Below are 26,884 nucleotides of genomic sequence, written 5' to 3' on the forward strand. Positions count from 1 at the left end.
CGGTCAGTGCGCACTCGACGACGCACCCGCGACCGCCGCGTCGCTGCGACGCACGTGCGAGGTGCCCGCGATACGACCCGAGCCGACGACGAGATCGCCTCGCTCGGCGTCGGGCAGGTACAGCACGGCTGCCTGGCCACGCGCGACGCCGGTCAGCGGCTCACGCAACTCGATGTCGATCCCGGGGCGTCCATCGTCGCCGGTGACCGGTGTCGCGACCGCCTGCGCGAGTCCGCCGTGCGCACGCACCTGCACGATGCACTCGATCGGGCCGCTCGGCACATGTCCGGATGTCCACACGGCCTTGGTGGCACTGATCGACCAGACCTGCAGGTTCTCTGCGGCCCCGACGGTCACGGTGCCGGACTCGGGGTCGATGTCGGTGACGTAGCGCGGACGCCCGTCCGCGGCGGGTGCGTCGATCCCGAGACCCTTGCGCTGGCCGATGGTGAAGCCGTGGACGCCCTCGTGGTCGGCGAGACGTTCGCCCGAGTCGGCGTCGATAACGGCACCGGGACGCACACCGATTCGTGCGCCGAGGAAGGCTCTGGTGTCGCCGGTCGGGATGAAGCAGATGTCGTGTGAGTCCGGCTTCGACGCGACGGACAGGCCGCGCCGCGCCGCCTCGTCGCGGATCTGCGGCTTGGAGGTGTCGCCGACCGGGAACATCGCCCGCGACAACTGCTGCTGGGTCAGAACCGCGAGCACGTACGACTGGTCTTTGTCGTCGTCGACGGCACGACGCAGTTCGCCGTCGGCGAGTCGCGCGTAGTGACCGGTTGCCAGTGCGTCGAAACCGAGCGCAACCGCCTTTTCGGCGAGCGCGGAGAACTTGATCTTCTCGTTGCAGGTCAGGCACGGGTTGGGTGTTTGGCCGGCTGCGTACGCCTCGACGAACTCGTCGATCACGTCATCCTTGAACTTCTCCGCGAAATCCCAGACGTAGAACGGGATGCCGAGAACGTCGGCGGCGCGTCGCGCATCGTCGGCGTCCTCACGTGAACAACATCCGCGAGAGCCGGTGCGCAGGGCCCCCGGCGCCGTCGACAGCGCGAGATGCACGCCGACCACCTCGTGGCCCGCATCGACGGCACGTGCTGCGGCGACGGCCGAATCGACTCCTCCGCTCATGGCTGCCAGTACGCGCATCAGTTCCCCTTACCTGCGGGAGTCGAGACCAGTCCGGCGACGCGGGCGCGGTCGACGACCTCGCCGATGATCTCGGCGACCGACGCGATGTCGGCGTCGGTCGTGGAATGGGAGAGGGAGAAGCGCAGCGACCCGCGCGCGTCGGCCATGCTGACCCCCATGGCGAGCAACACATGGCTGGCCTGGGCAACGCCTGCGGTACATGCCGAACCCGTCGAGCACTCAACACCGTTGGCGTCGAGGAGCATCAGCAGCGAATCCCCTTCGCAGCCCGCGAAAGACACGTGCACGTTGCCGGGTAGCCGACGATCGTCGCGAGGCCCGTTGGCGCTGGCTCCATCGATGGACAACAGCACGTCGAACAGTCGATCACGCATCGCTGAAACCTGCGGCAGCGTCTCGTCGAGAGTGTCGACCGACCGTCGCAGTGCAGCAGCAAGGCCGACGATCCCCGGCACGTCCTGGGTGCCCGATCGCAGATCCCGCTCGTGTCCGCCACCGTGCTGCAACGAAACACACTCGACGTCGCGCCCGAGAAGCAGCGCGCCACATCCGTACGGTCCACCAAACTTGTGCCCGGCGATACTCATGGCGGAGAGCTTGCTGCCCGCGAAGTCGACGGGGACGTGACCGGCCGCCTGCACGGCGTCGGAATGCACGGGGACGCCGAACTCGATGCCGAGAGCCGCGATCTCACTGACCGGCTGGATCGTTCCGACTTCGTTGTTGGCCCACATCACCGAGATCAGTGCGGTCTGCGCCGCGTGCTGCTCGAGCTCGGCACGCACGTGCGCAACCGACACCGCGCCCTCGGCGTCGACCGGGATCACGACGAGTTCGGCGCCGTCGTTGTCGGCCAACCACTGCGCGGCGTCGAGCACGGCGTGGTGCTCGACCGCGGACACCATGATTCGACGACGCTGCGCGTCGCCTCTCCTACGTGCCCAAAAGATGCCCTTGACCGCCAGGTTGTCGGCCTCGGTGCCGCCGCTGGTGAAGGTCACCTCCGACGGCCGCGCACCGAGTGCCGACGCGACGGTCTCGCGGGCTTCTTCCAGGTGACGCCGGGCACGACGACCCGAACCGTGCAACGACGACGCGTTACCCGGCTGGAGATAGCAGGCGGTCATCGCCTCGAGTGCCTCCGGCAGCAGAGCTGTCGTCGCGGCATTGTCGAGGTAGACCGGGGCGCGGGATGACGTGGACATACGCACTCAAGGATAAACGCGCGAACACCCGTGACCAATTCCGTCGTGCGGAGCCGAGTTGCACCGGACCGGTGATCAGCGGGCGACCTGGCCGACACCGAGTACCCCGCCGGGGTCGTGCTGGAGCGCGAGCGCCGCCAGCCAGGCGGCCGTCTCCTCGTCGTAGCAGGACCGGACGCGCTCGGGGTCGGCGCTGGCGGTGAAGTTGGGAAGTCGTCCGCCGGTCGCCCACTCCGACATGTCGCCGATCAGCCGGTCGGCGTGCCCGGGCACGATGTCGGCGATCGGTGGCACCAGGACGCCGACGACGTGCATATTGAGCGCGGCGTCGCGGTGGCAGACCGCACTGTCGGGTCCGCGTTGCTCGGCGAACGCCCCTCCGAGCAGCCTCAGTTCCACCAGCAGTAGCGGCGAAGCGACCTCGGGCCCCGCGTGGTCGAGCAGCGTGCGCACCGCGTCGTCGGGCAGCCCCGACAGCAGCATGCCGTTCTCGTACGCAGGCTTCGGGTCGGTGGGGTCGGCATGGATCATGCCGACGGCGGCGTAGGGCATCGTGCCCACCGCGTCGAGAATCGGGGTCGCCACCGCGCGCATCGGCGCGAAGGTCGACGCCGCAGTGTCAGCATCGGCGACGCTGGCGTAGCGCACGGCGACAGTGAGCTTGCCCGCGAGCATCGGCGGAACCCCCGGCATGTCGGGCAGCCGCAGGAGCGCGATCGACGTCGACGCCTCGCGAGGAAGATCCTGTGTCCATCGTTGCCATGCCGCGAGCACCGCCGCCGCGTCAGCTCCGTCGAAATAGACTGCGCCGCCATAGAATTCCGCGATCGGCAGTAATTCGATCTCCAACTCCGTGACGATGCCGAGCGTGGCCTTCCCGCCGCGGCAACCCCAGAACAGATCGGGATCTGCATCGGCGCTGACCCGCCGGAGGCGCCCGTCACCGGTGACCATCTCGATGGCGCGCACATAATCCGACGACACCCCGACCGACCGGACGAGCGGCCCGATACCGCCGCCGGACAGAAATCCCGCTACGCCAACGCCCGGCGCCGATCCGCACAGCGGCGCAAGTCCGAACTGCGCTGCCGCCTCGATGACCCGCTGCCAGCGCACGCCTGCACCGACCCGTGCTGTCCTCGTTGCGGGGTCGATCTCACACGTGTCGAGCGCACCCGTCCGGACCAACAACGACCGTCCGTCGATCGGCGTCGCGCCGTGTCCAGTGCCATGGACGGCAACCGTCATGTCGTTAGCCGCGGCGAACGCGACTGCCGCGGCGACATCGTCGCTGCCTGCCGCGTCGACGACCGCCCACGGGCGCCTCGACACCGAGGCGTTGAAGCTCACGGTCGCGTAGCCCTCCTCGGTGGGACGGAAGACATTTCCGCGAATCCTGGCGCGCAAACCCGCGATGTCGGCTTGGTCGATCCCTGTCGGTGTCTGGGTCATGGCGATGCTCCTCGAATGTGCACGTGGCGACCGGCTGATCCGGCCGCACTCACACGATGTCGGCACACCCTTGGGATGATCTTGCGGTCTTCTTGGAGTGCACACCAGCCGATGTCCATCGTTCAGCGCACACCAATTCGTGCAGGTCAGACAATGCGCCCAGCGGTCGCCGCCGAAGCGAGTGCGCTCATGCCGGCAGCAGCAGCGAGCGCGGAGATATCGGCGAGCTCGCGCTCACGCCGCGCTCCTGCGGGCGCGCGGGATGCCGCGGCCATCCGACACCGCAGTACCCCTGGCGTACTGGCCTGGGTCTCGGACAATTCTCGCGCACGCCCGAGCGCTTCGATAGCGGCGTCGTCGTCGCCGATCAGGAAATACAACTCCGCGAGGGCGAGGTCGACCGGGCCGATGCACCCGACCTGCCCCACGGTGGCGATGCAGCGCGTGAATCGACCGAGGTACTCGATGAAGGGCTCTGCGCGATCGGTCAATTCGAGTTCGACGACGACGCCGGCCAGGATCACTGCCTGCGCGAGCGACGTCCACATCATGGGTTCTCGCTCCACCAGCCAGGCGTCGATCATCGTGATCGCGAGGTCGACGTCTCCGTGGATACCCGCAACGGTGGCGACGCCCGAGGCCAGCAGCGTCGCAACGGAATTGCCCGGCGCACCGGACACCACGGAGCGCACCCACTCCAGGCGGTCGCTTCCATCGATTCCCAGGACGTCGTCGACGATCTGCTCGAACATCCCCTCCTGCGTTGCCATCGCCATCATCGCGAGCGCACCACTACCTGCGACGTAGAGTTGCGTCTGCTGGTGGACCGCGTACGCCGTCTCGAAATGCGTACGCGCACGGTCGAATTCACCATGCCACACCGCGATGGCCGCCTCCATCCACCGCAGTTGTGCGCGCAGTATCGGTAGGCGCATTCGTTCGCTGCCGACGATCCCGCGCCGTAGGTGCCGTTCGGCGGCGTCAAGGTCGCCGAGTGTCATCGTCGCCATCGACAGCACGGAATCGACGATCACCTCATCGAGCGCCGATGACGCATGCGGAAGTTCGCGAATGGCGACACCGAGTGCGACCGCCTCCTGTGCCCGATCGGCGACACCGGAGTACGTGAGCAGGCGCGCGACCATGACGTCGGCGAGCACGTCGGAATCATCGAGCCGGCGCGCGAGCACCTCCGCACGGGCGAGAAGCGTCGCAGGAATCGCCGCGTCGCGGTTGTAGCAGGTGCCAACGGCCAACGCGCCCAATACCCGTGCGCTGCTCGCGGCGTCGCCGTCGGTGAACTCACCGACGGTCGTCAAGATGTCCTGGAGCGGGCCGGTCTCGGTTCCCGGCGCAACCCACGGCCATCCCCCGCCGGACCTGATCAACGTGGCGGCGAGACGTCCAGCCGTCTGCGGACTCCCCGAACGCATCGCGTCCGTCAGCCGTTCGCCCACCATCTCGAGCACCGTCGCGACGTTTCCGGCACGCAAATGGGCGTCGAGCAGGTCGACGAGCAGGGCATCACGCATTGCGACGTCGGCCACCGCCTGATCGGACGCCTCATATGTGCGTAGAGCGGCATCGAGCCAGTACGCGGCGTTGATCGAATCCCATCGTGACGTCGCGTCGGCCGCGACTCGACGACACGCCTCGATCACGTCGGCGACCTCGGCCAACGGCAGGGCTCGCAGGAGATGACCGGCCCGCCGCGCCAACGAAGCCGAATCCGTCGACGGCGCGAGCACGTCGGCTGTCCGCAGGTGAATTCTGCAGCGCCGCAACGTTTTGATGCCCGCCATCGCTTCTTCGCGCAGCAACGCGTGCCCGAACACGGCACGCCCGTGTCCAGCGTCGGTCACCACTATCCGCTCGTCGACGGCGTCGTCGATGCAGTCGGCGACCTCGTCGACATCACGGTCCATCACCTGAGCGAGAAGAGGGACGTCGATGTCGCCACCGCCGATGACAGCGGCATAGCCGACGACCTCACGTGTCGCGGGGTCGAGCGAGGCGAGGCGTCGATCGAGTACCGAACGGACGGCAGCCGGAACGACTTCTCGGCGTTGCGAATCCGGCAGCCGCGCATACTCTGTGACGAAGAGCGGGTTACCGCCGGTGCGGTCGACGAGCTCGTCGAGCTCGCCCTGCGAGAGCTCGACGTCGGATATCTCTCGTACCAATGCCGTGACCTCGTGGCGTGCCAACGCGGGAACATCCACGACACGACCCCCTGCCCGCACCATCGCCGAACGCAGGCGAGCGATCGCAGGCCCGCCCTCCTCGTCTCGCACCGTGACGACCACCCGCACCGCCACCCGCTGCAACGTGGTCAGGTAGACCAGCAGGTCTATCGACATCGGATCCGCCCACTGCGCGTCGTCGACGATGACGGTGACCGGTCGCGATGCAGCGCGTGACTCGAGGAGTGCCTGTACACGTTCGTACACAGCGAACCGTGCGGCGTCGGCGTCGACGCCGGGTGGAACCGACAACACCGAGTCGGCGTCGGCGTTCAGTCCGCGGCACAGTTGACGCATCGGCCACCACGCCGGAATGCCCTGGGAATCAGGACATCTCACCCACACGACGACGTCGCCGTTGGCCGACGCCATTCGAGCTGCCTCTTCGGCGAGCCTGGTCTTCCCGATCCCTGCCGCACCCCACAGCGCGAGCCATCGCGTGATCGGACCCCGGTCGTCGACGAAAAGCGTTGCCAGCGTGCGCCTCTGCGCATCACGTCCGACAAGGGTGCCTTCCGGCTCGGCCGCCACTCCTTCAACGGCGGCAGTGACGTCCGGAGCCCCGGCGTATGCGTCGCGTGCGCCGACCCCTGGCGCAGCAGGATTTTCGGCATCAGAGTTGTCGGCATCGATCCCGGTGATCGGCGAGGGCACCGTGCCGGCCCCCGACCAGCGGGGCGCGCGCGGCCACGCGGCGATTTCGGCGTCGTGGCGCAGAATGGCGCCCTGCAGATCGCGCAGTTCGTTGCCCGGGTCGAGGCCCAGTTCGTCGTCGAGTCGTCGAACATGCTCTGTGTAGGCCGCGAGCGCATCGGCACCTCGGCCCGCACGGTAGAGCGCCATCATGTGCAACCAGACAGCACGATCGCGGAGCGGATCGAGCGCGCGCAACGCCGCTGTCTCGGTGAGCGCCTGACCGGTGTCGCCGTGTGCGAGCAGCGTCGTGATGTGCGCCTCCGTGACGGAAAGTCGAGTTTCGGACGCCGCAACGGAATCGGCGCCAACCCACTTCTCGTCGGCCATATCTGCCAACAGGGGTCCACGCCACAGTCGGCGTGCCTGTTCGCAGAGTTGCAGTGCGTCATGCCAACGAGCGCCGTCGACCTCGTCGCGAATCCTGCGCGCGAGCGCGAGGTACTCGACAAGGTCGACGGAGTCGTCGGCGATGGTCAGTCGATATCCGGGATTGACCCTCTCGATGGGCGACGGCCCACCGGACTCGCCCCGCAGCGCGCGCCGCAGATTGGAGATGTAGGCCTGCAGGCTCGTCGTTGCGGCGGGCGGCGGATGCGTGCCCCACACCGAATCGATCAGCCGATCAACCGACACCACCGCGCCGCGCGCAAGGATCAACGCGCCCAGGACGATTCGCTGCTTGGGCGATCCCAGGTCGACTGTCTCGCCCGCGCGACGCACCTCGAGGGGACCGAGGATCAGATACTCCCGCATCTCTCCCCTCACACCTGTGGACCGGAATGTCGGAAAAACGGCGATTTCGAGTGTACGACCGGCATCGCAACGATGTTGGCTGTCTGAGCCGGATCGACCGACCCGACAGCATCGACACTCGCACGCGCCGACCGCATTGCCACGATCACCACGACCGCACCGAGTGCCGCGATCGCGGCGCTGATCCACAACGCGCGGCCGAGCGCGTCGACGTAGGCGGCGGGCTGTCCGCCGTTCAAGACCGACACCGCGGGAAATACCGCACCCAGTGCTGCCACGCCGAGCGCGATTCCCGACTGACGGAAGACATCGTTGACACCGGCGGCAAGACCCGCGTCGTCGTGCGCTGCCTCGGCCAACACCACCCCGCTCATCACGGGATTGAACACACCCGCACCGACGCAGGCCACGAGAAAGCCGGGCACCATGATCCAGCCACTGCTGTGCTCGCCGGCACGCGTCATCCAGACCAGTCCGGCGGCGACCGCGACCAGGGCCGTCGAGAGCAGCACCCAGGGCGCGACGCGTCCGACGACGCGATCGGTGAGACCCGCGACGACGAGCATGACCATCGTCCCCGGCAGATACACGAGGCCCGCGGCGATCGCCGACATCCCGAGCACCCCCTGCAGGTAGATGGTCACGTACACGAACACGGCGAACATCGACGCACTGATCGCGAACGTCGCGACCTGAGCTCCCGTAAAGGCAGGGTTGGTGAACATGCGCAGCGGCAGCATAGGTTGCGCGACAACGGATTCGACGACGATGAACGCAACGAGCGCGATCCCGGCGATGCCGAATGCGCTCAGGGTGACCGCATCCGCCCAACCGCGCGCGTTGGCTTCGACGAGTCCATAGGTCAGCGCACCCAGCGCGAGAACAACGCTGAGCTGACCCCAGACGTCGCCCCGTCGCGGACAACTACTCGCGGACTCGTCGATCCAGCGTGTCGCGTAGACCATTGCAATCCCCAGCGGAATGTTGACGACGAAGATCGCGCGCCAGTCGATCCAGTCGGTGAGGACGCCGCCGAGCAGTGGCCCCACAGCGAACGACGCTCCGATGGTCGCCCCATAGGCCGCCAATGCCTTGGTCCGTTCCTCTTTCCCGGGAAATGCGTTCGCCAGCAACGCAAGTGACGAGGCAAACAGCAGCGCGGCGCCGAGCCCCTGGCCGACACGAGCGGCATTCAAGGTGCCGATGTCACCCGCAGCCGCACAGACCGCGGACCCGATGGTGAACACCACGGCGCCGACGACGAAGACGCGGCGTCGGCCGATGCGGTCGGCCCATGCACCTGCGCTGAGAACGATCGTCGCCAACGCCAGCGTGTATCCATCGATCACCCATTTGAGCGAGGTCATCCCCGCGTCGAACTCGCGTGCCATCGCGGGGAGCGCTGTGTTGACCACCGCGATGTCGAGCATGAGCATCGCGGTTGCCACACACACCACGGCGAGCGTCACGCGCTGGACCGGCGTCCACCTCGGCTTTACAACGTCGGCGGGGCTGTCGGGCCGCCAGCTGGAGCCGGTTGCGTGAGCGTGTGCTGTACGAATGTGTGGCCTGTGACTGCGTTTCGTCTGCGCCATGACTTCTGCCTTTGTGTCGATCCTTCAGGGACGACGACAGAGTGCGATGACGCGCTTGGCGATCCCTTGTCGACTTCTTGACGCGGGTAATTACGGCGCAGATGTGGTTGGAGCGTCGACGCTCAGAACTCAGTCACGTTCGAGGTAGAAGTAGAAATGGCGGCCGCCGATGAGGCCGCCGGTGCCGTTCATGATGCCCATCACCGTGGTGTCGTCGACGCGCTTGAAGTGGTCGATCACCGGCTGGCCGTCGTAGACCATCGACGCAGTGACCTCGCCGCGGAACTCGATGGTCCACAGCGACGCTTCACCCTTACCGACGCGGGTGTTGGAATACAGCTCACCCGATTCGTTGCGACATACCAGCGGTTGCACCTCACTGAGCGAGATGAAGTTCTTACCGTGCCAACCGATCTTGGTCAGTAGCCCGTTCATCGCATGCCCGGTGGCGAACTCGCCACCGCGCCAACTCCCGAGCATGTCTGCCGGTCTGAGTGTCTCCAGGTCGGCCCAGACCGCGTCGAGGTCGGCGTCGGCGATGGTGCTGCGAGCGGCACGCAGCTCAACGAACCGCGCCCGTGCGGCCTCGCGGCGTGCGTCGACAGCGTTCTCGGTAGGTGTCTGCGAACTCACGGTCACGAAATCTCCCCGACGGCTGGGCGCACCGATACACACGGCGCGGCTTTTTCTCACCGTATCGGATCGAGCGATCGGGTGTGTCCGCAGTCACCGGCGCGAGTGCCGCCGTTCGTGCCCGTCGCCAACTCACGGATGAGCGTGCGCGGGAACCCCTCCGACGAGTTCGGCGCAGCGTTCGGCGAGTTCACGGCGGTCCGAACCGGGAAGTTGAGACTCGTGCACCTGGACGCGCACCGCGAGACCGCGGGTGCGCAGCACGCGTCGCAGCGTGTCGGCGGGCGAATCGTCGCCGATGAAACCTGGTGCGGCCGTGACCATTCCGGAGACTTCGAATTCAACGTGCAGCGGAATGACAGGCACTCCGGCGTCGATCGCCGCCTGGAAGAACGCGGGTCGGAAGTCACCGCGGGCACGTCCGCACCACGTGGTGCCCTCCGGGAAGACCGCCACCGAGTTGTCGGCCTGCAGTTCTGCCACCGCCCGATCGACGGTTGCGGGCAGGGTACGCAGCGAGCCGCGGTCGATCGAGATGATTCCGAGCCGCCGAGCGAGCGTCGACACGACGGGCATCGACATCACGTCGCATTTGGCGACGAACCGAGCCGGGTTGACGACGGCGACAGCGAGGATGTCGAGATATGAGATGTGATTGGAGACCACGAGCCCACGGGTGCTCGCGGAGAACGGTCGACGATCGTCGATCACCACTCGAACCCCCACCGACCACAGCAGGGTTCGCGCACTCGTGCGGATGTATGCCCGACGCAGGAGGCGCGGCAGGAACACCATGAGCGACCCCACCAGCAGGACGACGGCCGTCGATGCCGCGAGCAGCGCGACCCGAATCGCGACGACGAACACATTCGCCGGGGCGAACGGATTGTCGGCGTGGCAGAGGTCACCGCACGGGCTGGCCGGGTACCACGCGTGACGAGGAGTACCGGTCGCAGGTGACGTGGAGTCGTGGGCGGGAGCAGGATGCACTGTGGGCGCCACTGTCTGCGTTGACAGTTGTCCGGCGGACGTCGGAGGGCTGATGATCGCTGCGGCCGTCATACGAACCTCACTCTCGGGGAGATACTGCGAGTCGCGCGCCTGTCGCACGAAGTCTGTCGAGGTAGCGGGTGTTGGCGTGTTCGCGGTCGATGATCGTGACGAAGTCGCCGACGTCGAAGATCTCGTCGACCGCCGGGTCACCGCACACCGTCGCGCCGAGGCGTAGGTAGGCACGCAGCAGCGGCGGGAGGGTGAGAGTCGACGGTGGCTCGATCTCGCCGAGGGTGCGGCCGTCGATCAGTGGGGTGTGCAGCGGGAAGGTTCGCCACGGCGCCCGGTGGCGGGCGAGCACGTGGTCGCGGACGCCGCGCAGCGTCGAACCCCGCAGTTCCTCACCGGGGCCACCGAGCGGAACCGAGACGCAGCCCATCAGGTAGCGGTAGTCCGCATCGTCGAGGTATCGCAGCACCGCGGCCCAGAGCAGCGCGGTGATCGCGCCGTGGCGATGGCCCGGCGCCACGCATGCGCGACCCATCTCGACGACCGACCCGCCGATCTCGTTGATCTCGGTCAGGTCGAACTCGGTTGCCGAGTACCAGCCGCCCGCGGCGATGGCTCGCGGCGGTGCGAGCAGTCGGGCGCAGCCGAGGACGCCGTACACGTCGTCGATGGCGACGAGGTGCTCGGCGAAGTCGTCGACGTGGTCGGCGTCGCGGCGGGTTGTCGGGTCGCCGATCTGATCGGAGAAGCCCGGCTCTGCGGCGAAGACGTCGTAGCGGAGCCGTTGGACGGCGTCGATCAGCTCCGGGCACTCGGTGAGGACGATCCGCAGGCGCCCGGCATCGACCAGGGTGCGGCTGTGTGCAACACCGCGGGTGTCCAGTACGTCTGTCATGCCCCAGATGAAAGCCAGTCGCAACGACCGGCCTGCTACGTGCGCGTGACGTGTCGGGGCGCGCTCGGTGAACAGAAAGCAGCGATCCCCGGCCCAGGTGGGTCGGGGATCGCTGTGGGTGGTTTCGACAGGCTCAACCAGCGGGCCCGCTGATCGAGCGATTAACCGCTGATCGAGCTTGTCGAGATCACTTGCGCTTCTTGACCTCTTCGGTCAGCTGCGGTGCGACGTTGAAGAGGTCGCCGACGATGCCGAAGTCAGAGATCTCGAAGATCGGTGCTTCCTCATCCTTGTTGACGGCGACGATCGTCTTCGAGGTCTGCATGCCTGCGCGGTGCTGGATGGCGCCCGAGATGCCCAGGGCGACGTAGAGCTGCGGCGACACGGTCTTACCGGTCTGACCGACCTGGAACTGGCCCGGGTAGTAGCCCGAGTCGACGGCGGCACGCGAGGCGCCGACAGCGGCACCGAGCGAGTCGGCGAGTTCCTCGACGACGGAGAACTTCTCGGCGCTTCCGACGCCACGACCACCGGAGACGACGATCGACGCCTCGGTGAGCTCCGGACGGTCGCCACCGACGTTCGGCTCGACCTTGGTGATCTTCACGCCACCCTCCTGCGCCGGGACCTCGACGTCGACGCGCTCGCCCGCAGCAGCCTGCGGTGCGGCCTCGACGCCACCGGGGCGCACGGAGAAGATCGGGGTGTCGCCCTTGGCCTGCGCGTCGACGGTGAACGCGCCACCGAAGATCGAGTGGACGCCGACAGCGCCTTCCTTGACGTCGACGACGTCGGCGAGCACGCCCGAGCCGAGACGCACGGCAAGACGGCCTGCGATCTCCTTGCCGTCGGCGTTGGCCGCGACGAGGATGCCCGCGGGCGATGCCTGCTCAGCGACCGACGACAGGACGTCGACCTTGGGGCTGATCAGGTAGTTGGCGGCGTCGTCGGACTCGGCGACGTAGATCTTCTCGGCACCGGCGGCCTTGAGGTCGTCGATGATGCCGTCGGCGCCACCGGGTGCGCCGACCACGACGGCCGACGGCGTACCGAGTGCACGAGCGGCGGTGATCAGTTCGTTGGTCACCTTCTTGAGGGCGCCCTCGGCGTCCTGTTCGACCAGAACGAGTACTTCTGCCATTGTTTTGCTCCTGGATGTCTGGTGGCCTGCGGCGAGTCTGTCGACTGCGCGGGCCGGTGAGGTGGTCTCGGTGCGTTCGGCGCCTAGATGATCTTCTGGCCGACCAGGTACTCGGCAACCTTCACGCCGCCGTCGCCCTCGTCGGTGACACGCTCACCCGCGGTCTTCGGAGGCTTCGGGGTCGAGCTGGTGACGGTCGTGCCCGCATTCTCGAGGCCCACATCGGAAGGCTCGACGTCGATCTCGGCGAGGCCGACGACCTGAACTTCCTTCTTCTTGGCGGCCATGATGCCCTTGAAGGACGGGAAGCGCGGCTCGTTGATCTTCTCGTTGACGCTGACGATCGCGGGAAGCTCGGCCTCGACGTGGTAGATGCCGTCGTCGGTCTCGCGCTCACCCTTGAGAGACTCGCCCTCGACGGTCAGCTTGCGCAGATGCGTGAGGTGCGGCAGTTCGAGGTACTCGGCGATCATCGCGGGGATCGCACCGACGCGACCGTCGGTGGCCTCATTACCTGCGATGACCAGCTCGACACCCTCGACGGTGCCGAGTGCGCGGGCGAGCACGTACGCGGTCTGAACCGCGTCCGAACCGTGCAGCGCATCGTCCTTGATGTGGATGGCCTTGTCGGCACCCATCGACAGTGCCTTGCGGATGGCTTCGGTGGCACGCTCGGGACCTGCGGTGAGGATGGTGACCTCGCCTCCGTTGGCCTCCTTGATCTGCAGCGCTTCCTCGACCGCGCGCTCGTTGATCTCGTCGAGCACGGCGTCAGCGGCCTCGCGATCGAGCGTGTAGTCGGTCTCGGAGAGCTTTCGCTCGGACCAGGTGTCCGGAACCTGCTTGATCAGAACGACAATGTTTGTCATGGGTCTACGTCGACCTCCTGCGTCGGGTTCGGCAACTTACCGGCGGGTAAGGCCATCGGTCTCCACCCACTTTAGCGTCTCCTATTTTGCCTTAGAACATCGCCTACCTCACACTATGGCGGCGTTCGAACGGGCGGGATGCGACAAGTGCGGCCAGGCGAAGCGACTGCGGCACGTTCTTGGGACGGCCCCGGGTACTAGTCTCATGGGGATGATCGACGCACAGGGCTCGACAACGGACCGTCGGCCGACGGCAAACCTGGACGCATTGGACACCGATGCCCAACTCGCACTGACCGGCGAGCGGACGGTTCCCGGCATCCCGGCAGAGAACTACTGGTTCCGGCGCCACGAGATCGCCTACCGGTTCATCGCGGAGTCGTGCAGAGGGAAACAGGTTCTCGAGGCAGGCTCCGGTGAGGGCTACGGCGGCGCAATGCTCGCCGCCGCGGGCGCGACGGTCACCTGCGTCGACTACGACGCGTCGGCCGTCGAACACACCCGCAGGCGCTACCCGGAACTGACGATGATCGCCGGCAACCTGGTAGATCTCCCCCTGCCAGACGAGTCGGTCGACGTGGTCGTGAACTTCCAGGTCATCGAACACCTGTGGGACCAGGCCGCCTTCATCGCCGAGTGCCGTCGAGTGCTGCGTCCCGGCGGGCGTCTCCTCGTCTCGACGCCCAATCGCATCACCTTCTCGCCGGGCCGCGACACCCCGCTGAACCCTTTCCATACGCGTGAACTCGACGCCGCCGAGCTCACCGATCTGCTGACCGATGGCGGGCTGGAATCCGTTGTGATGCACGGCGTTTACCACGGCGCGGGCTTGGCGGAGTTGGACGCGAAGTGGGGCGGATCGCTGATCGACGCACAGATCGAGCGAGCCTTGGCGGGAGAGGACTGGCCCGCCGACCTCGTCGCCGACGTCGCCGCGATCTCCGCCGACGACTTCGTCATCCTCGAAACCTCCCCCGACAGTGCAACCGCAGACAAGGCCACCACAGACAAGGCCACCGCCGACATCGACGCGTCGCTCGACCTCTTCGCCATCGCGGTCCGACCCTGACGACCCCGGCACACCCGATGACCATTTCCTCACCCCGCACTGCGAGGCACCCACAGAGCAGCGGTAGCGCCGTGCCCGGCCAGTTCACCCTGGTGCTGCACTCTCACCTGCCGTGGCTGGCCAACCACGGTCGCTGGCCGGTCGGTGAGGAGTGGCTCTACCAGTCGTGGGCGGCGTCGTATCTTCCGGTCTTCGCCATGCTCCGACGTCTGGCCGCCGACGGATTCACCGATCAGCTCTCGCTGGGCATCACACCCGTGTTGGCCGCCCAACTCGACGACCCGCACTGCCTTCGCTCGATGCACGAGTGGCTCGCCGACTGGCAACTGCGGGCGGTGGCGGCCGCAGACAATCCGGACCCGATCCGACGCGAGCTCGCCGGGCACGAATTCCGATGTGCGGCAAGGGCGGTGGGCGACTTTGAACGCCACTGGCAACACGGTGCTAGTCCACTGATCCGAACACTGGCCGACAGCAACGTCGTCGAAATCCTCGGCGGCCCGCTCGCCCATCCGTTCGCTCCCCTGCTCGATCCGAGGTTGCGTCGATTCTCGCTCGCCGAGGGGCTTGCCGACGCTCGATCACGATGGGGTACTGCGCCGCAAGGGATCTGGGCGCCCGAGTGCGCGTTCACGCCGGGAATGGAGTCCGAGTATTCCGCTGCGGGCGTACGACATTTCATGGTCGACGGCCCCGCGCTGCACGGCGACACCTCGCTCGCGCGACCCGTCGGGGACTCCGACGTCCTCGCCTTCGGCCGCGACCTGACCGTGAGTTATCAAGTGTGGTCGCCCAAATCGGGATATCCGGGCCACTCCGCCTACCGCGACTTCCACACCTACGACCACACGACCGGCTTCAAGATGTCGCGCGTGACCGGCAAAACCGTTGCGGCGCACAATAAGAAGCCCTACGACCCCGACCGCGTCGCGCCGGTGATCGATCGCCAGGTCGACGACTTCGTCGAACACGTTCGCGCACGCCTGATCTCGGAATCGGAGCGGATCGGCCGACCCGCGCTGGTCGTCGCAGCGTTCGACACCGAGTTGTTCGGGCACTGGTGGCATGAGGGACCCGCGTGGCTCGAACAGGTGCTTCGACGCCTCCCCGAAGCCGGGGTGCGCGTCGGGACGATGGCATCCGCAGCGGCCGATGGCCTTGTCGGAGAAACGGTTTCCCTCACCGACAGCTCGTGGGGTTCCGGCAAGGATTGGCGTGTATGGAACGGGCCGCAGGTCGAGCACCTCGTCGAACTCAACGCAGAGGTCGTCGAGACAGCACTCGACACCGTCGACAAACTTCTCGACGCGGGGACGGGTCGTGATCGCGTTGCCGATCAGATCATCCGGGAGACACTGCTGACCGTCTCGTCGGACTGGCCCTTCATGGTGTCGAAAGACACCGCGGCCGAGTACGCGGTGCGTCGAGCCCACACCCATGCGCACGCCACGCGTGAGATCGCCGACGCCGCGCTACGCGGACGCACCGAGCAGGCAACGCGTCTCGCCGCCAATTGGAATCTCGCCGACGGCCTGTTCGCCGACCTCGACGCCCGTCGGCTCCGCGGAGACGAGCGCGCATGAGAGTGCTACTCGTTTCCTGGGAGTACCCACCGGTCGTGGTGGGTGGGCTCGGCAGGCACGTGCATCACCTCGCCACCGAGCTCGCCGCCATCGGGCACGACGTCGCGGTTCTGACGCGCAAGCCGTCGGGTACCGACGCACTCACTCACCCGACCACCGACACCGTCGTCGAGGGCGTGCGGGTAATCGCCGTTGCAGAGGACCCGCCAGAGTTCGAATTCGGGCAAGACATGATGGCGTGGACACTCGCCATGGGTCACGCCTTCGTCCGCGCCGGACTCGGCATCCTCACTGCAGGCATCCTCACTGCAGACTCGGACTCGCGCTGGACGCCCGAGGTGGTGCACGCCCACGACTGGCTCGTAGCGCACCCGGCGATCACGCTCGCCGAACTGTTCGACGTCCCCCTCGTCTCGACGATCCACGCCACCGAGGCGGGCAGACACAGCGGCTGGGTCAGCGGACGAACCAACCGTCAGGTGCACTCGGTCGAGTGGTGGCTCGCCAACGAGTCCGACGCTCTCATCGCCTGCTCGGCGTCGATGCGTGACGAGGTCACCAGACTCTTCGGGCCTGGGCTGCCCGACGTCCAGGTCATCCACAACGGTATCGACGTCGACACCTGGCCATACGCCGAACGGGCACGCACGCAGGGACCCGCGGAGTTGCTGTTCGCCGGGCGCCTCGAATACGAGAAGGGCGTGCAGGATCTTCTCGCCGCGCTCCCCCGGATCCGACGCACTCATCCCGGCACCACGCTGACCATTGCGGGCGACGGCACTCAGTACGACTGGCTCGTCGATACCGCTCGCCGCCACCGGGTGTCGCGCGCGGTGCGGTTCCTCGGCGGCGTCGGCCACGACGAACTCGTCGACCTGATGCACCGGTGCGACGCGATCGTGTTGCCCTCTCGGTACGAGCCCTTCGGCATCGTCGCGCTTGAAGCCGCCGCCACCGGTGCGCCTCTCGTGGTCTCCACTGCGGGCGGACTCGGCGAGGCCGTCGTGGCGCCGGTGACAGGCCTGACGTTCACTCCGGGCGACGTCGCGGGTCTGACCGCTGCCGTTCGGTCATCCCTGTCCGATCCGGTGCAGGCTGCTGCACGCGCACGACGCGCCCGGGCGCGCTTGACCGCCGAGTTCTCCTGGCGGGAGGTGGCCGAACGCACCAGCGGCGTCTACCTCTCCGCAAAGCGTCGAGTCCGCCATCCCGTCGGACGCCCATTCATCGCCGAAAGGCCGCTCCCGGAACGCGATCCAGGGCAGGCCTGAGCAGACGTGTCAGGCGCCGGGCCCCTGGCGGGCTTGCGCCTTCTTGCGTTCGATGTCGGCAAGTGCGCGTTCGAGTTCGGCGCGCTCCTCGGCATTCGTGGCCCAGTCGTCCTTGCGGTTCTTCACGACGCGCGCGGGCGCGCCCACGGCGATCGAGTAGGCGGGGATCACGCCCTTGACCACGGCGTGCGACCCGAGCACGCACCCTCGCCCGACGATCGTGTTGCGCAGGACCGAAACCTTCGCGGCCACCCAGGTGTCGGCGCCGATGCGGACCGGACCCTTCACGATCCCCTGGTCTTTGATGGGCAGCGTGATGTCGTCGGTCTTGTGGTCGAAGTCGCAGATGTAGCACCAGTCGGCGACGAGCACCGACCCGCCGATCTCGAGGTCGAGGTAGGAGTTCACCACGTTGTTGCAGCCGAAGACCGTCTTGTCGCCGATGCGCATCGTGCCCTCGTGACAGCGGATCGAGTTGCCGTCACCGATGTGAACCCAGCGTCCGATCTCCATCCTGCTCAGTTCCGGCGTCGCATGGATCTCGACGTTGCGTCCGAGGAAGAGCATTCCCCTGAGCACGATGTGCGGGTTGGCCATCCGGAACCGCGCGAGCCGGTAGTACCGAACCAGATACCAGGGGGTGTACGCCTTGTTGCGCAACACCCAGCGGAGCGAATCGAGGGTGAGGAATCGTGCCTGGCGCGGGTCGCGGCGTCGACCTGCTCGCCACCGCGACCGATACGAGGCGTTCCACATCGTCGTCATGACGACTCACCATAATCGACGCCGCTGCCGGCTTCGGCGGCGGAGCCGCGGCTTCAGTGGGCAGCGGAGCCGCCGTGCGAACCAGCGGCGAAGCGTCGCACGATAGGCTCAACTGCTGGCGTCCCGGTGCAGTGCCGGAGACCGAACATGACGGGAGCAGGATGGCTGTGGTTGGCCCCCGGATTCGGGTACCGCGACGGGTTCTGGCGCCGCTGGCGCTCCTGCTCGGTGCCGTGGTGGCACTCAGCGCCTGCTCGGACGGGCACATCGACGTCCGTTCGGTGGCGAGCCCCGGCTGGGCCAGCTACGGCGGCAACGGCGCGAACTCGAACTACACCTATCCGTCGATCCCCGACGACCTCACCCTGAGCTGGACCCGCCCGACAGGCGGCCCGGTGACCGCACCTCTCACGCTGTCCAACCAATCGAACGTCAACGTCACCGCGAATACCGCCAACGGTTGCAACCTGCTCGCCCTCGATCCCAACTCGGGGCGTATGAACTTCTGCAAACGGATGCGTGCGGGCATCGAGGGAAATTCGACGCTGCTCGACCAGTTCGACCAGCCGTACGTCGGTGAGGAGACCACCTTCGTGGCGTTCAACGCCGGCGGCGCGATCCGCTGGCGGATGCCGGTGATCGGCGTACCGCTGTCGGCCAAGTTCGCGGCGCCCGGCGAGGTACTCGTGGTGACCACCCAGGGTCAGATCCTGATGCTCAACACCCAGAACAGCGACTTCACCGCACCCGAGGTGCGCCTGCGCCCCGAGGCCGACCCCGGCGACCCGCTCTGGGGCTACGGCGACTGCGTCAGCAACGGCCCACGCTGCGCCGTGCCCGCACCGCCCGCCGTCGACGAACAGCACAGCCGGTTCTTCCTGAACTTCTGGCCGACGGGTGCGATCGCGTCGCAGATCCGCGGCTTCTCCTACGCGAAGCAGAACGACGGTCGTGTTGTCCGGGAGATCTGGCATGCCGACGTTCCCGGCGGTGTGATCGGCGCACCGACACTGTCAGCCGACGGCAACACCCTCTACACGTTCAGCCGACTCGGCCAGGTCGTCGCGCTCGACGCCGCCACCGGTAAGACCAAGTGGACCTACGACAACGGCGGCTACGGATTCGCATCCATGACCGTCTCCCCCGACGGCCTGATCATCCCGACCGGTGTCATCGGCGCCCCGCTGACCCTGCTCCGCGACCGCGGCGACAAAGCCGAGCAGGTGTGGCAGCGCAAGGATCTCGCCGTGGTGAGCCTGTCGACCCTCACGTCATCGAAGACCGCGTGGACCGTCGTACGCGATCAGGGCAAGAACTCGCTGTCGCTGGTCGAGGTCGACACGTCGAACGGTGCCACGAAGCGCACCGTGGCGATGCCCGGCGCAGAGGGATTCACGACGGGGGTCGCGGTGTCGCCGTCGGGACAGATCGCCACGGCCACGAACATCGGCGAGGTGTTCTTCTTCGACTCGAAGAAGAACATCGACTGATGACAGCCACCACGCCGGACTGGGTCGCGACGTCGATCTGGTGGCACGTGTACCCACTCGGTGCACTGGGCGCCGACACGACCGGCGTCGACCGGACCTGCCGACGCCCGCTGTCGGCACTCATCGACTGGCTCGACTACGCAGTCGCGTTGGGAGTCAACGGGATCGCGCTCGGTCCGATCTTCCAGTCCGCGACCCACGGCTACGACACCCTGGACTACTTCACCATCGACGAACGACTCGGCGACCGAGCCGATTTCGACGCCCTCGTCTCCGCATGCCGGTCGCGCGGCATCAGGATCATGCTCGACGGTGTGTTCAATCACGTGTCACGCCAGCATGATCGAGTTGCCGACGGTTCGAGCTGGGCGCGTCGCCAACGTGACGGCACCGTGCGCACCTTCGAAGGTCACGACGATCTGGTCGCGCTCGATCATCGCAATCCCGAGGTCGCCGACCTGGTCGTCGACGTCATGTGCCATTGGCTCGACGCCGGCGCCGACGCATGGCGTCTCGACGCTGCCTATGCGGTCCCATCTGCCTTCTGGCGCACCGTTTTACCCCGTGTGCGTGGGCGATTCGCCGACACCTACGTGCTCGCGGAGGTCATTCACGGCGACTATCCCGGATTCGTCTCCGACAGTGGTGTCGACTCGGTAACCCAGTACGAGCTGTGGAAAGCCGTGTGGAGCAGCATCATCGATGCCAACATGCACGAACTGCAGTGGGCGCTGACACGCCACGACGAGATGCTGACCACGTTTGTACCGTGGACGTTCGTCGGCAATCACGACGTGACCCGCATTGCGACCCGACTCGCCCAGCGTTCCGCTGATCTCGCCGTCGTGCTCCTGGCCACCCTGCCCGGCACCCCTGCGATCTACTACGGCGACGAATTGGATTGGACCGGAACGAAAGAAGAACGCGTCGGCGGCGACGACGCGATCCGGCCGCCGCTGCCGCAGACACCTCCCGACGACGCGGCGCTGCCCGCAATCTACCGACTCCACCAGCGGCTGCTGGGACTTCGACGCCGCTTCTCCGACATCGAGCACGCGCGCGTGCAAACACTCGACGTGAACCAGGGCCTACTGGTCTACCGCGTGCACACCGAACAGCCGATCACTGTGGCACTCAACGCCGCTCAAGCACCCGGTGACGTGACTGTCGAGCTGGGTACCACCGGCCACCTCGAGTCTGAAGCGTCTCATCGCGAGGGCGACTCGATCCACCTCGAGCCGGGCGGCTGGTACATCGCCGGTACCGAGCTCTCGCAGGACAAGTCGTAATCACATCGCGGCCGCGCAGAAAGTTACGCCTTGTGGGTCGCTCGCATGTACCGGTACGCGCGGAGGACCCGAGGGGTGTGGTTTTCTGCGCGCGACTAGCGCGCCCTGGCGCCGGCCTCGCACAGGAACCCGACGCCCTTGCGGCCAATGCGGGTGAGCACGAGCGCCAGTGATCGCGACCCCTTGAGGCGCAACCGCTTCCGCAACGCGTCGGGGTCGACGTCGAGTCCGCGGACGAGGATCTCCAACGTTCCGCAGTCGTGCGCGGCGAGGGTCTTGCGCAACACCTTCTCCGACGTCGAAACCTCCTCGATGACCTCGAATCCCCTCTCCCCCAGCGGCACCTGCTCGCCGGTGAGGTATGCGATCTGCGGGTCGAGTTGCCGCAACCCGTGCCGCGCGGCGTACTGACGCACCAGTCCCGCGCGGACAACAGCGCCGTCTGGGTCGACAATCCACCGACCGACAGGACCGTGTTGGTCGACGTCGTCGGGCTCGTCGTCGGTGACCTCGAAACCGCCCACAACGCCGTCGCTACCGGTACGCAGCACCGTTGCCCGTGTTCGGTCGACGATCCCCGGTCCGCTCCAGAGGCAGGCTTCACGGACACCACCGTCGAGCGAGGTGATCTGCACTTCCCCGGTGAAACCGAAGCGGTTGCGCAGCGCCCGATAGTCAAGCCCCGGAGCACATTTGACGATCACGACGCGACCCGAGTAGGTCATCAAGACGTCGGGAAGCGGCGGCGTGAGTTGATCGAGCCGGAAGATCCGTCCCGCACCGGACCGTCGGGCAGGGTCGGCGATCACCACGTCGGCCGTCGACGTGGGGGTCAGTGCATCGGCGACGAGAAGCGCAGTCGGAGTGGGCAACTGACCGAGGACGCGCCGATTGTGTTGCGCCATGGACAGTCTCACGTGATCGAGGTCGCTCCCGATCACGCCGGCGATCCCATCCTGTGATGCGAGTTCGACGACCTCACCGCCGATCGAACACGTGATGTCGTGGATCACCGCTCCGGGGAAACGCTGCGCGATCTCGGCGGCGCGATGTGCCGCAACCACACTCGGCGTCGCCTGCTGAAGAGCATCGTCGGTGAGCAGCCACTGATCGGCGTCGCGCAGTTTGCGCGCAGCTCTGCGGCGATCACGCACCGTCTCGATGAGCGCGGCGTCGTGAGGCGCGTAGCGTCGTCGCGCCGCTTCGACGTCGGCGATCATCGACGACGGCGTCAACGCCATACCCGAGACGACGTCGAGCGCCTTCTCGCCGTAACGACCACGAAGGAAGGCGACATCGTCGAGCGTGAATTCGTATCCCACAGTCGCAACTCCCCTGGCGCGTGCCGGTTCCACAGACACCTTGGCACATGAGCGGTGAGCACAGGCGCTCGGGCATGCCCGATATTGACTATTAGGTAAGGCTAAGCAACTATGAGGCCGTGAACAGGAAGAGAATCGTCATGGTCGGCACACTCGTCGGGGCGGCGGCCGTCATCGGAACCGCAGTCGGTGCAGCGAATGCGGAGGCCAAGGTCGCAGAAGGGCGCTACAACTTCTGCGTGAAGACCCAGTACGGAAGCTCCGTCGACGAGCGATGCAACGAATACAGAGTGGTGGGCAACCAACTGATCGGCCCGGCCAATCAGCCGCTGCAACTCATCGACACCCCCAACGGTGCCGTCGCCGTGATCCCACCCGCCAGCGGGCTGGTCATCACGAAGAACGCCAACGGATACAAGATCGTCAACACGATCCTCGGCATCCCCGTCGCGACGTCGCAGTTGACGCCCCTGGGCTGATCCGCCACGCCGCGCCGGGAGCCCGAGCCGCAGTCCGCAGATCACCCGCCGATCACTTCGGCTTGTACCCGCTCACTACCACGTTGTAGAAGAACTTCGGCGGCACAACCTTGCGCAGGACGTTCTCGTCGAGCCAGGTCATCCGCTTCCACCCGCCGAAGGCGAATCCGGCCCAACCCCAACCGAGCTTCTCCGACGGCACGGCGGCCTCGAAGGTGCGGACGGGCCAGCCGAGCATCGCGGCGGCCAACTCTTCGGTCGCGGTCTCGACCCGGGCTGCCCCGGCCGAACGCGCGATGTCTGCCAACTCGTCGGGATCGAAGGTGTGGATGTCGACAACGGCCTCGAGCGCCGCCGCGCGCGACGACTCGTCGAGCTCCTCCTGCGGTCGACGCCACGCCTTGAGCGGGCCGAACTTGGTGACGTGGGTGGTGGCCCACCAGGTGGCCCGGCTCATCCACCGGGCGTAGAAGTCGCCGATCGTCGACGGCTCGCCCGCGAACACGAAGCGTCCGCCCGGCTTGAGCACACGAAGCACTTCGCTCAACGCCTGCTCGACGTCGGGGATGTGGTGCAGCACCGCGTGACCGACGACGAGGTCGAAGGTGTTGTCGTCGTAGGGAATACGCTCGGCGTCGGCGACCCGGCCGTCGACGTCGAGGCCGAGGTTCTCCGCGTTGCGCAGCGCGACTTTGACCATTCCCGGCGAGAGATCGGTGACCGAGCCCTTCTTCGCGACACCGGACTGCAACAGGTTGAGCAGGAAAAATCCTGTGCCACAACCGAGTTCCATTGCCCGCTCGTAGGGCAGCGACTCGTCGGCGGCAACGGCGTCGAACCTGCCACGCGCATAGTCGATGCACCGTTCGTCGAAGCTGATCGACCACTTCTCGTCGTAGGTCTCGGCCTCCCAGTCGTGGTAGAGCACCTGCGCGAGCTTGGTGTCTTCCAGCGCGGCCTTGACCTGCTCCTCGGTGGCATGCGGATTAGGCGCCGGATCGACGTGATCTGCTGCCGACTCGTTCTCCGTGGTCGTCATGTCTCCTACTTTCGCCCTATCCTGTGTCGTCGCGACGGCTCTGGCTGTCGCGACAGCGATTCCTACTCGCCGGTAATGACACGTTGCCGTTGAACCCTACCCGCCGTCGAATGCAGGACCAGCGGTCACTTCCCGGTGAACTGCGCCTTGCCCGGCCCGTTGGCGATGAACGAATCCATGCCGATCTTGCGATCGTCGGTGGCAAAGAGCGCCGCGAACTGCTGTTCCTCGATCTTCAGTCCGGTCTCCAGGTCGACGCCGAGCCCCTGGTCGACCGACCTCTTCGCCGCTGCCAGCGCCAGGCTCGCGGCATTACGGAACTGCCCGGCCCACGCCAGTGCTGCGTTGTAGACCTCGTCGGGCGCGACGACCTCGTCGACCAGGCCGATCCTCAGCGCCTCTTCTGCCCCGACGAAGCGGCCCGTGAAAATCATGTCCTTCGCCTTAGCGGGGCCGACGAGACGCGCCAGTCGCTGCGTGCCGCCGCCGCCGGGAATCACGCCGAGGAGCGCCTCGGGGACGCCCAGCTTCGCGTTGTCGCCCGCGATACGACGGTCGGCGCCGAGCGCCACCTCGAGCCCGCCACCGAGTGCGTATCCGGTGATCGCGGCGACGGTCGGCTTGGGGATCTCGGAGATCGAACCCAGCGCACGCTGCAGGCGACCGGCCACCTTCGACATCTCGGCGAACGTCATGTCGGTCATCTCTTTGATGTCGGCGCCTGCCGCCAACACCTTGGGTCCGCCGTAGACGACGACGGCCTTGATGTCGGAACGGTCGGTCGCCTCGTGTGCCGCCGCCTCCAACTCGGTCTGGACCTGCCGGTTCAGCGCGTTCATCGGCGGACGGTTGAGCAGGATCGTTCCCACTCCCGGATGGTCGTCAGAGGTCTCTAGGGTCACGAACTCAGGCATGTGTCGAAGGCTACCGTCCAGCGACGCCCAGCCGTGATGTGGGCCACCGCCGAGACCCGACGACCTACAGTTGGTGCATGGCACCTTCGCCGTCCTCGAAGTCGTCGGCCGGCGAACCCGTCGAACTGTCCGTTGGTGAGCGCACGATCCGACTCTCTAGTCCAGACCGCATCTACTTCTCCGAACGCGGCGAGACCAAACGCGACCTCGCCGACTACTACACCGCGGTCGGCGACGGCATTGTGCGGGCGCTGCACAACCGGCCGTGCATGTTGCACAGATTTCCCAAGGGGGTCGACGGCAAGAAGGTCCACCAGAAGCGGGTACCCGCGGGCGCTCCCGACTGGCTGAAGACCACCGAGATCTACTTCCCGCGCTTCGGCCGCACCGCCGACGAACTCTGTGTGACCGAACTGGGCAGCGTGATCTGGGCGGTGCAGATGTCGACGGTCGAGTTCCATCCCTGGAACTCACGATGTTCGGATCCGGAGCTGCCCGACGAATGGCGCATCGACCTCGACCCGATGCCGGAGTGCACCTTTGATCGCGTGCAGCGGGTGGCGCACGTCGCGCACGAGGTGCTCGACGAACTGGGTGTGCGCGGTTTTCCCAAAACGTCCGGCGGACGTGGCATGCACATCTACGTGCGAATCGAACCGGAGTGGAGTTTCAACCAATTACGCCGCGCCGCATTGGCTTTCGCGCGCGAGGTCGAGCGTCGAGCACCCGACGAGGTCACCACGACGTGGTGGCGCAAGGACCGCGACCCCGCAGCGCTGTTCGTCGACTACAACCAGAACACGCGTGACCACACCATGGCTGCCGCCTACTCGGTACGCGGCAATCCGCGCGCGACGGTCTCGGCGCCGATCCTGTGGTCGGAGGTCGACGACGTCGCACCCGACGACTTCACCATCGCGACGATGCCTGCGCGCTTCGCCGAACTCGGCGACCTGCACGCGGAGATCGACGACGTCGCCTATCGCATCGATACCCTGCTGGAATGGGCCGACCGAGACGAGGTCGACCGGGGAGAGACCGATCAAGAAGAGACCGGCCCCACCGACGACCCGGACGTCGTCGACCTCGACCGCTGAGACCACGCACGCAGTGGGTTCAGGCGGTAGCTCTCAGAGCGTGATGTCGGGAATCGGTTGATCGGCGAGCGTCGCCATGTACGCGTCGGAACCGGAGAAACTCAAGCCGCTCAACCCATGCCCAGCGCTTACCTCGGGTTCGATCGTCTCGATCGTGCGCTCTGCGGCCAGCAGCTCGTCGACGGTGTCGAACCGCGCGACCTCGGTCAGCTGAGACCAGGTCGGCGGCAGCAGGAAGTGCTTGCCATCGGACCAGGCCACGAGAGCGTCGGCCGCGCCGGCCCACCGCGCGACGTCGGCCTCCGACGTCGCGTCGTCGGCGACCTGCCCCTCGGGCATGGCTGCCAGGAAGAAGCGGGTGTCGTAGCGTCGCTTCTCGTTCTTCGGTGTGATCCAGTGCGCGAGCGGACGCAACAGGTCGGCACGCAGCGTGAGGTCGTGGGCGCGGAGGAACTCGGCAAACGAGATCGTCTTGTCGACCAGCTTGTGGCGTTCGTCGCGCAGCGTCGCCGGGTCGGCGAACGAGCCGTCGGGCCGCGACGCGAGCAGCACACCGCACTCCTCGAAGGTCTCGCGAACCGCCGCGCAGACGAGGGCCTGGGCGAGCTCTTCCGTGGTGCCCAGCTGCTGCGCCCACCAGTCCGCGCCGGGGCCGGTCCACGCGAGATCGGCGTCGGCATCACGGGGGTCGACGCCGCCGCCGGGAAAGACCGTCATCCCACCGGCGAACGCCATCTGCTTGACCCGACGCTGCAGAAAGACCTCGATACCGCCGTCGGCGTCGCGCGCCAGCACGACTGTCGCAGCGTCGCGCAATGGCGCGACGGTCCCCGCATGGTCTGTCGCGGCCTCTGTATCGGTCATGTCGATCTCCTGCTCTGTGCCAACTCCTACGTGGGCCAACTCCTACGTGGGCCACAACCTGTGGTC

General features: G+C 66.9%; 22 protein-coding genes. 7 read left to right on the plus strand and 15 right to left on the minus strand.

Annotation, left to right across the window (positions count from 1 at the left end; genetic code table 11):
* Positions 1-3: 3 nt before the first annotated feature.
* From mnmA to ABW18_RS08010, 10 genes are all read right to left on the minus strand, one after another.
* Entirely contained in the window at positions 4-1,149 is a 1,146-nt protein-coding gene (mnmA, locus tag ABW18_RS07965) for a tRNA 2-thiouridine(34) synthase MnmA (protein ID WP_049698416.1), read from the minus strand.
* A complete protein-coding gene (locus ABW18_RS07970; protein ID WP_049698417.1) occupies positions 1,149-2,357 on the minus strand; it encodes a cysteine desulfurase family protein in 1,209 nt (402 codons plus the stop codon). Before ABW18_RS07970 ends, mnmA begins: the two co-directional genes overlap by 1 nt.
* A gap of 75 nt (positions 2,358-2,432) precedes the next feature.
* Positions 2,433-3,809 carry an FAD-binding oxidoreductase gene (locus tag ABW18_RS07975; RefSeq protein WP_049698418.1) on the minus strand — a complete coding sequence of 459 codons (1,377 nt, stop codon included), beginning with the start codon at positions 3,807-3,809 and terminating at the stop codon, positions 2,433-2,435.
* Between the two features lie 146 nt (positions 3,810-3,955).
* Positions 3,956-7,501, minus strand: coding sequence for an ATP-binding protein (locus tag ABW18_RS07980; RefSeq protein ID WP_049698419.1), 3,546 nt, complete (start codon positions 7,499-7,501; stop codon positions 3,956-3,958).
* Between the two features lie 8 nt (positions 7,502-7,509).
* Positions 7,510-8,970 (minus strand): MFS transporter, encoded by a 1,461-nt coding sequence (locus ABW18_RS07985; RefSeq protein WP_049698420.1) that lies wholly within the window; start codon positions 8,968-8,970, stop codon positions 7,510-7,512.
* A gap of 255 nt (positions 8,971-9,225) precedes the next feature.
* Entirely contained in the window at positions 9,226-9,735 is a 510-nt protein-coding gene (locus ABW18_RS07990; protein ID WP_049698421.1) for a DUF4334 domain-containing protein, read from the minus strand.
* A gap of 126 nt (positions 9,736-9,861) precedes the next feature.
* Positions 9,862-10,791, minus strand: coding sequence for a lysophospholipid acyltransferase family protein (locus ABW18_RS07995; protein WP_049698621.1), 930 nt, complete (start codon positions 10,789-10,791; stop codon positions 9,862-9,864).
* Between the two features lie 7 nt (positions 10,792-10,798).
* A complete protein-coding gene (locus ABW18_RS08000) occupies positions 10,799-11,701 on the minus strand; it encodes a GNAT family N-acetyltransferase (RefSeq protein ID WP_049698422.1) in 903 nt (300 codons plus the stop codon).
* A gap of 112 nt (positions 11,702-11,813) precedes the next feature.
* On the minus strand, positions 11,814-12,767 hold the full coding sequence (locus ABW18_RS08005; RefSeq protein WP_049698423.1) for an electron transfer flavoprotein subunit alpha/FixB family protein: 954 nt from the start codon (positions 12,765-12,767) through the stop codon (positions 11,814-11,816).
* Positions 12,768-12,850: 83 nt separating this feature from the next.
* Complete coding sequence (locus ABW18_RS08010) at positions 12,851-13,636, minus strand: electron transfer flavoprotein subunit beta/FixA family protein (RefSeq protein WP_049698424.1); 786 nt, start codon at positions 13,634-13,636, stop codon at positions 12,851-12,853.
* 205 nt (positions 13,637-13,841) lie between these two features.
* On the opposite strand from ABW18_RS08010, the gene ABW18_RS08015 reads away from it, so the two are divergent.
* The 3 genes from ABW18_RS08015 to ABW18_RS08025 are packed head-to-tail and all read left to right on the plus strand — an operon-like array spanning position 13,842 to position 17,559.
* Positions 13,842-14,705 carry a class I SAM-dependent methyltransferase gene (locus ABW18_RS08015; RefSeq protein ID WP_414651973.1) on the plus strand — a complete coding sequence of 288 codons (864 nt, stop codon included), beginning with the start codon at positions 13,842-13,844 and terminating at the stop codon, positions 14,703-14,705.
* 17 nt (positions 14,706-14,722) lie between these two features.
* Entirely contained in the window at positions 14,723-16,288 is a 1,566-nt protein-coding gene (locus ABW18_RS08020) for a 1,4-alpha-glucan branching protein domain-containing protein (RefSeq protein ID WP_049698426.1), read from the plus strand.
* On the plus strand, positions 16,285-17,559 hold the full coding sequence (locus tag ABW18_RS08025; RefSeq protein ID WP_049698427.1) for a glycosyltransferase family 4 protein: 1,275 nt from the start codon (positions 16,285-16,287) through the stop codon (positions 17,557-17,559). The genes ABW18_RS08020 and ABW18_RS08025 overlap by 4 nt, the downstream gene beginning before the upstream one ends.
* Positions 17,560-17,568: 9 nt before the next feature.
* On the opposite strand, the gene ABW18_RS08030 is transcribed toward ABW18_RS08025, so the two are convergent.
* Entirely contained in the window at positions 17,569-18,324 is a 756-nt protein-coding gene (locus tag ABW18_RS08030; RefSeq protein ID WP_049698428.1) for an acyltransferase, read from the minus strand.
* 161 nt (positions 18,325-18,485) lie between these two features.
* Between ABW18_RS08030 and ABW18_RS08035 the strand changes: the two genes are divergently transcribed.
* Together ABW18_RS08035 and ABW18_RS08040 are read left to right on the plus strand one after the other, a co-directional pair.
* Entirely contained in the window at positions 18,486-19,814 is a 1,329-nt protein-coding gene (locus ABW18_RS08035) for an outer membrane protein assembly factor BamB family protein (protein ID WP_049698429.1), read from the plus strand.
* Positions 19,814-21,103, plus strand: a complete 1,290-nt coding sequence (locus ABW18_RS08040; protein ID WP_049698430.1) for an alpha-amylase family glycosyl hydrolase — start codon at positions 19,814-19,816, stop codon at positions 21,101-21,103. The genes ABW18_RS08035 and ABW18_RS08040 overlap by 1 nt, the downstream gene beginning before the upstream one ends.
* Before the next feature lie 95 nt (positions 21,104-21,198).
* Here the strand turns inward: ABW18_RS08040 and ABW18_RS08045 are convergent, their stop codons facing one another.
* Positions 21,199-22,425: a THUMP-like domain-containing protein gene (locus ABW18_RS08045; protein WP_049698431.1), complete on the minus strand. Its 1,227-nt coding sequence runs from the start codon at positions 22,423-22,425 to the stop codon at positions 21,199-21,201.
* A 119-nt stretch (positions 22,426-22,544) separates the two neighbouring features.
* Between ABW18_RS08045 and ABW18_RS08050 the strand changes: the two genes are divergently transcribed.
* Positions 22,545-22,904, plus strand: coding sequence for a hypothetical protein (locus ABW18_RS08050; RefSeq protein WP_235434315.1), 360 nt, complete (start codon positions 22,545-22,547; stop codon positions 22,902-22,904).
* Between the two features lie 52 nt (positions 22,905-22,956).
* On the opposite strand, the gene ABW18_RS08055 is transcribed toward ABW18_RS08050, so the two are convergent.
* Together ABW18_RS08055 and ABW18_RS08060 are read right to left on the minus strand one after the other, a co-directional pair.
* Positions 22,957-23,943 (minus strand): class I SAM-dependent methyltransferase, encoded by a 987-nt coding sequence (locus ABW18_RS08055; RefSeq protein WP_049698432.1) that lies wholly within the window; start codon positions 23,941-23,943, stop codon positions 22,957-22,959.
* Positions 23,944-24,068: 125 nt separating this feature from the next.
* Complete coding sequence (locus ABW18_RS08060) at positions 24,069-24,857, minus strand: enoyl-CoA hydratase/isomerase family protein (protein ID WP_049698433.1); 789 nt, start codon at positions 24,855-24,857, stop codon at positions 24,069-24,071.
* A 77-nt stretch (positions 24,858-24,934) separates the two neighbouring features.
* On the opposite strand from ABW18_RS08060, the gene ligD reads away from it, so the two are divergent.
* Positions 24,935-25,954 carry a non-homologous end-joining DNA ligase gene (gene ligD / locus ABW18_RS08065; protein ID WP_049698434.1) on the plus strand — a complete coding sequence of 340 codons (1,020 nt, stop codon included), beginning with the start codon at positions 24,935-24,937 and terminating at the stop codon, positions 25,952-25,954.
* A 33-nt stretch (positions 25,955-25,987) separates the two neighbouring features.
* On the opposite strand, the gene ABW18_RS08070 is transcribed toward ligD, so the two are convergent.
* Positions 25,988-26,818, minus strand: coding sequence for an NUDIX hydrolase (locus ABW18_RS08070; protein WP_049698435.1), 831 nt, complete (start codon positions 26,816-26,818; stop codon positions 25,988-25,990).
* Positions 26,819-26,884 lie beyond the last annotated feature (66 nt).

It is taken from the genome of Gordonia jacobaea, assembly GCF_001186365.1.
GTDB lineage: Bacteria > Actinomycetota > Actinomycetes > Mycobacteriales > Mycobacteriaceae > Gordonia > Gordonia jacobaea.

Excerpts from the sequence above, each read along its gene's own strand:
- ABW18_RS08035 (WP_049698429.1), top strand. The coding sequence starts at position 18,486 with ATGGCTGTGGTTGGCCCCCGGATTCGGGTACCGCGACGGGTTCTGGCG.
- ABW18_RS07975 (WP_049698418.1), bottom strand. The coding sequence starts at position 3,809 with ATGACCCAGACACCGACAGGGATCGACCAAGCCGACATCGCGGGTTTG.
- ligD (WP_049698434.1), top strand. The coding sequence starts at position 24,935 with ATGGCACCTTCGCCGTCCTCGAAGTCGTCGGCCGGCGAACCCGTCGAA.
- mnmA (WP_049698416.1), bottom strand. The coding sequence starts at position 1,149 with ATGCGCGTACTGGCAGCCATGAGCGGAGGAGTCGATTCGGCCGTCGCC.
- ABW18_RS08070 (WP_049698435.1), bottom strand. The coding sequence starts at position 26,818 with ATGACCGATACAGAGGCCGCGACAGACCATGCGGGGACCGTCGCGCCA.
- ABW18_RS08010 (WP_049698424.1), bottom strand. The coding sequence starts at position 13,636 with ATGACAAACATTGTCGTTCTGATCAAGCAGGTTCCGGACACCTGGTCC.
- ABW18_RS08055 (WP_049698432.1), bottom strand. The coding sequence starts at position 23,943 with ATGACGACCACGGAGAACGAGTCGGCAGCAGATCACGTCGATCCGGCG.
- ABW18_RS08040 (WP_049698430.1), top strand. The coding sequence starts at position 19,814 with ATGACAGCCACCACGCCGGACTGGGTCGCGACGTCGATCTGGTGGCAC.
- ABW18_RS07970 (WP_049698417.1), bottom strand. The coding sequence starts at position 2,357 with ATGTCCACGTCATCCCGCGCCCCGGTCTACCTCGACAATGCCGCGACG.
- ABW18_RS08015 (WP_414651973.1), top strand. The coding sequence starts at position 13,842 with ATGGGGATGATCGACGCACAGGGCTCGACAACGGACCGTCGGCCGACG.
- ABW18_RS08025 (WP_049698427.1), top strand. The coding sequence starts at position 16,285 with ATGAGAGTGCTACTCGTTTCCTGGGAGTACCCACCGGTCGTGGTGGGT.
- ABW18_RS07980 (WP_049698419.1), bottom strand. The coding sequence starts at position 7,501 with ATGCGGGAGTATCTGATCCTCGGTCCCCTCGAGGTGCGTCGCGCGGGC.
- ABW18_RS08005 (WP_049698423.1), bottom strand. The coding sequence starts at position 12,767 with ATGGCAGAAGTACTCGTTCTGGTCGAACAGGACGCCGAGGGCGCCCTC.
- ABW18_RS07995 (WP_049698621.1), bottom strand. The coding sequence starts at position 10,791 with ATGACGGCCGCAGCGATCATCAGCCCTCCGACGTCCGCCGGACAACTG.
- ABW18_RS08060 (WP_049698433.1), bottom strand. The coding sequence starts at position 24,857 with ATGCCTGAGTTCGTGACCCTAGAGACCTCTGACGACCATCCGGGAGTG.
- ABW18_RS08030 (WP_049698428.1), bottom strand. The coding sequence starts at position 18,324 with ATGACGACGATGTGGAACGCCTCGTATCGGTCGCGGTGGCGAGCAGGT.
- ABW18_RS08020 (WP_049698426.1), top strand. The coding sequence starts at position 14,723 with ATGACCATTTCCTCACCCCGCACTGCGAGGCACCCACAGAGCAGCGGT.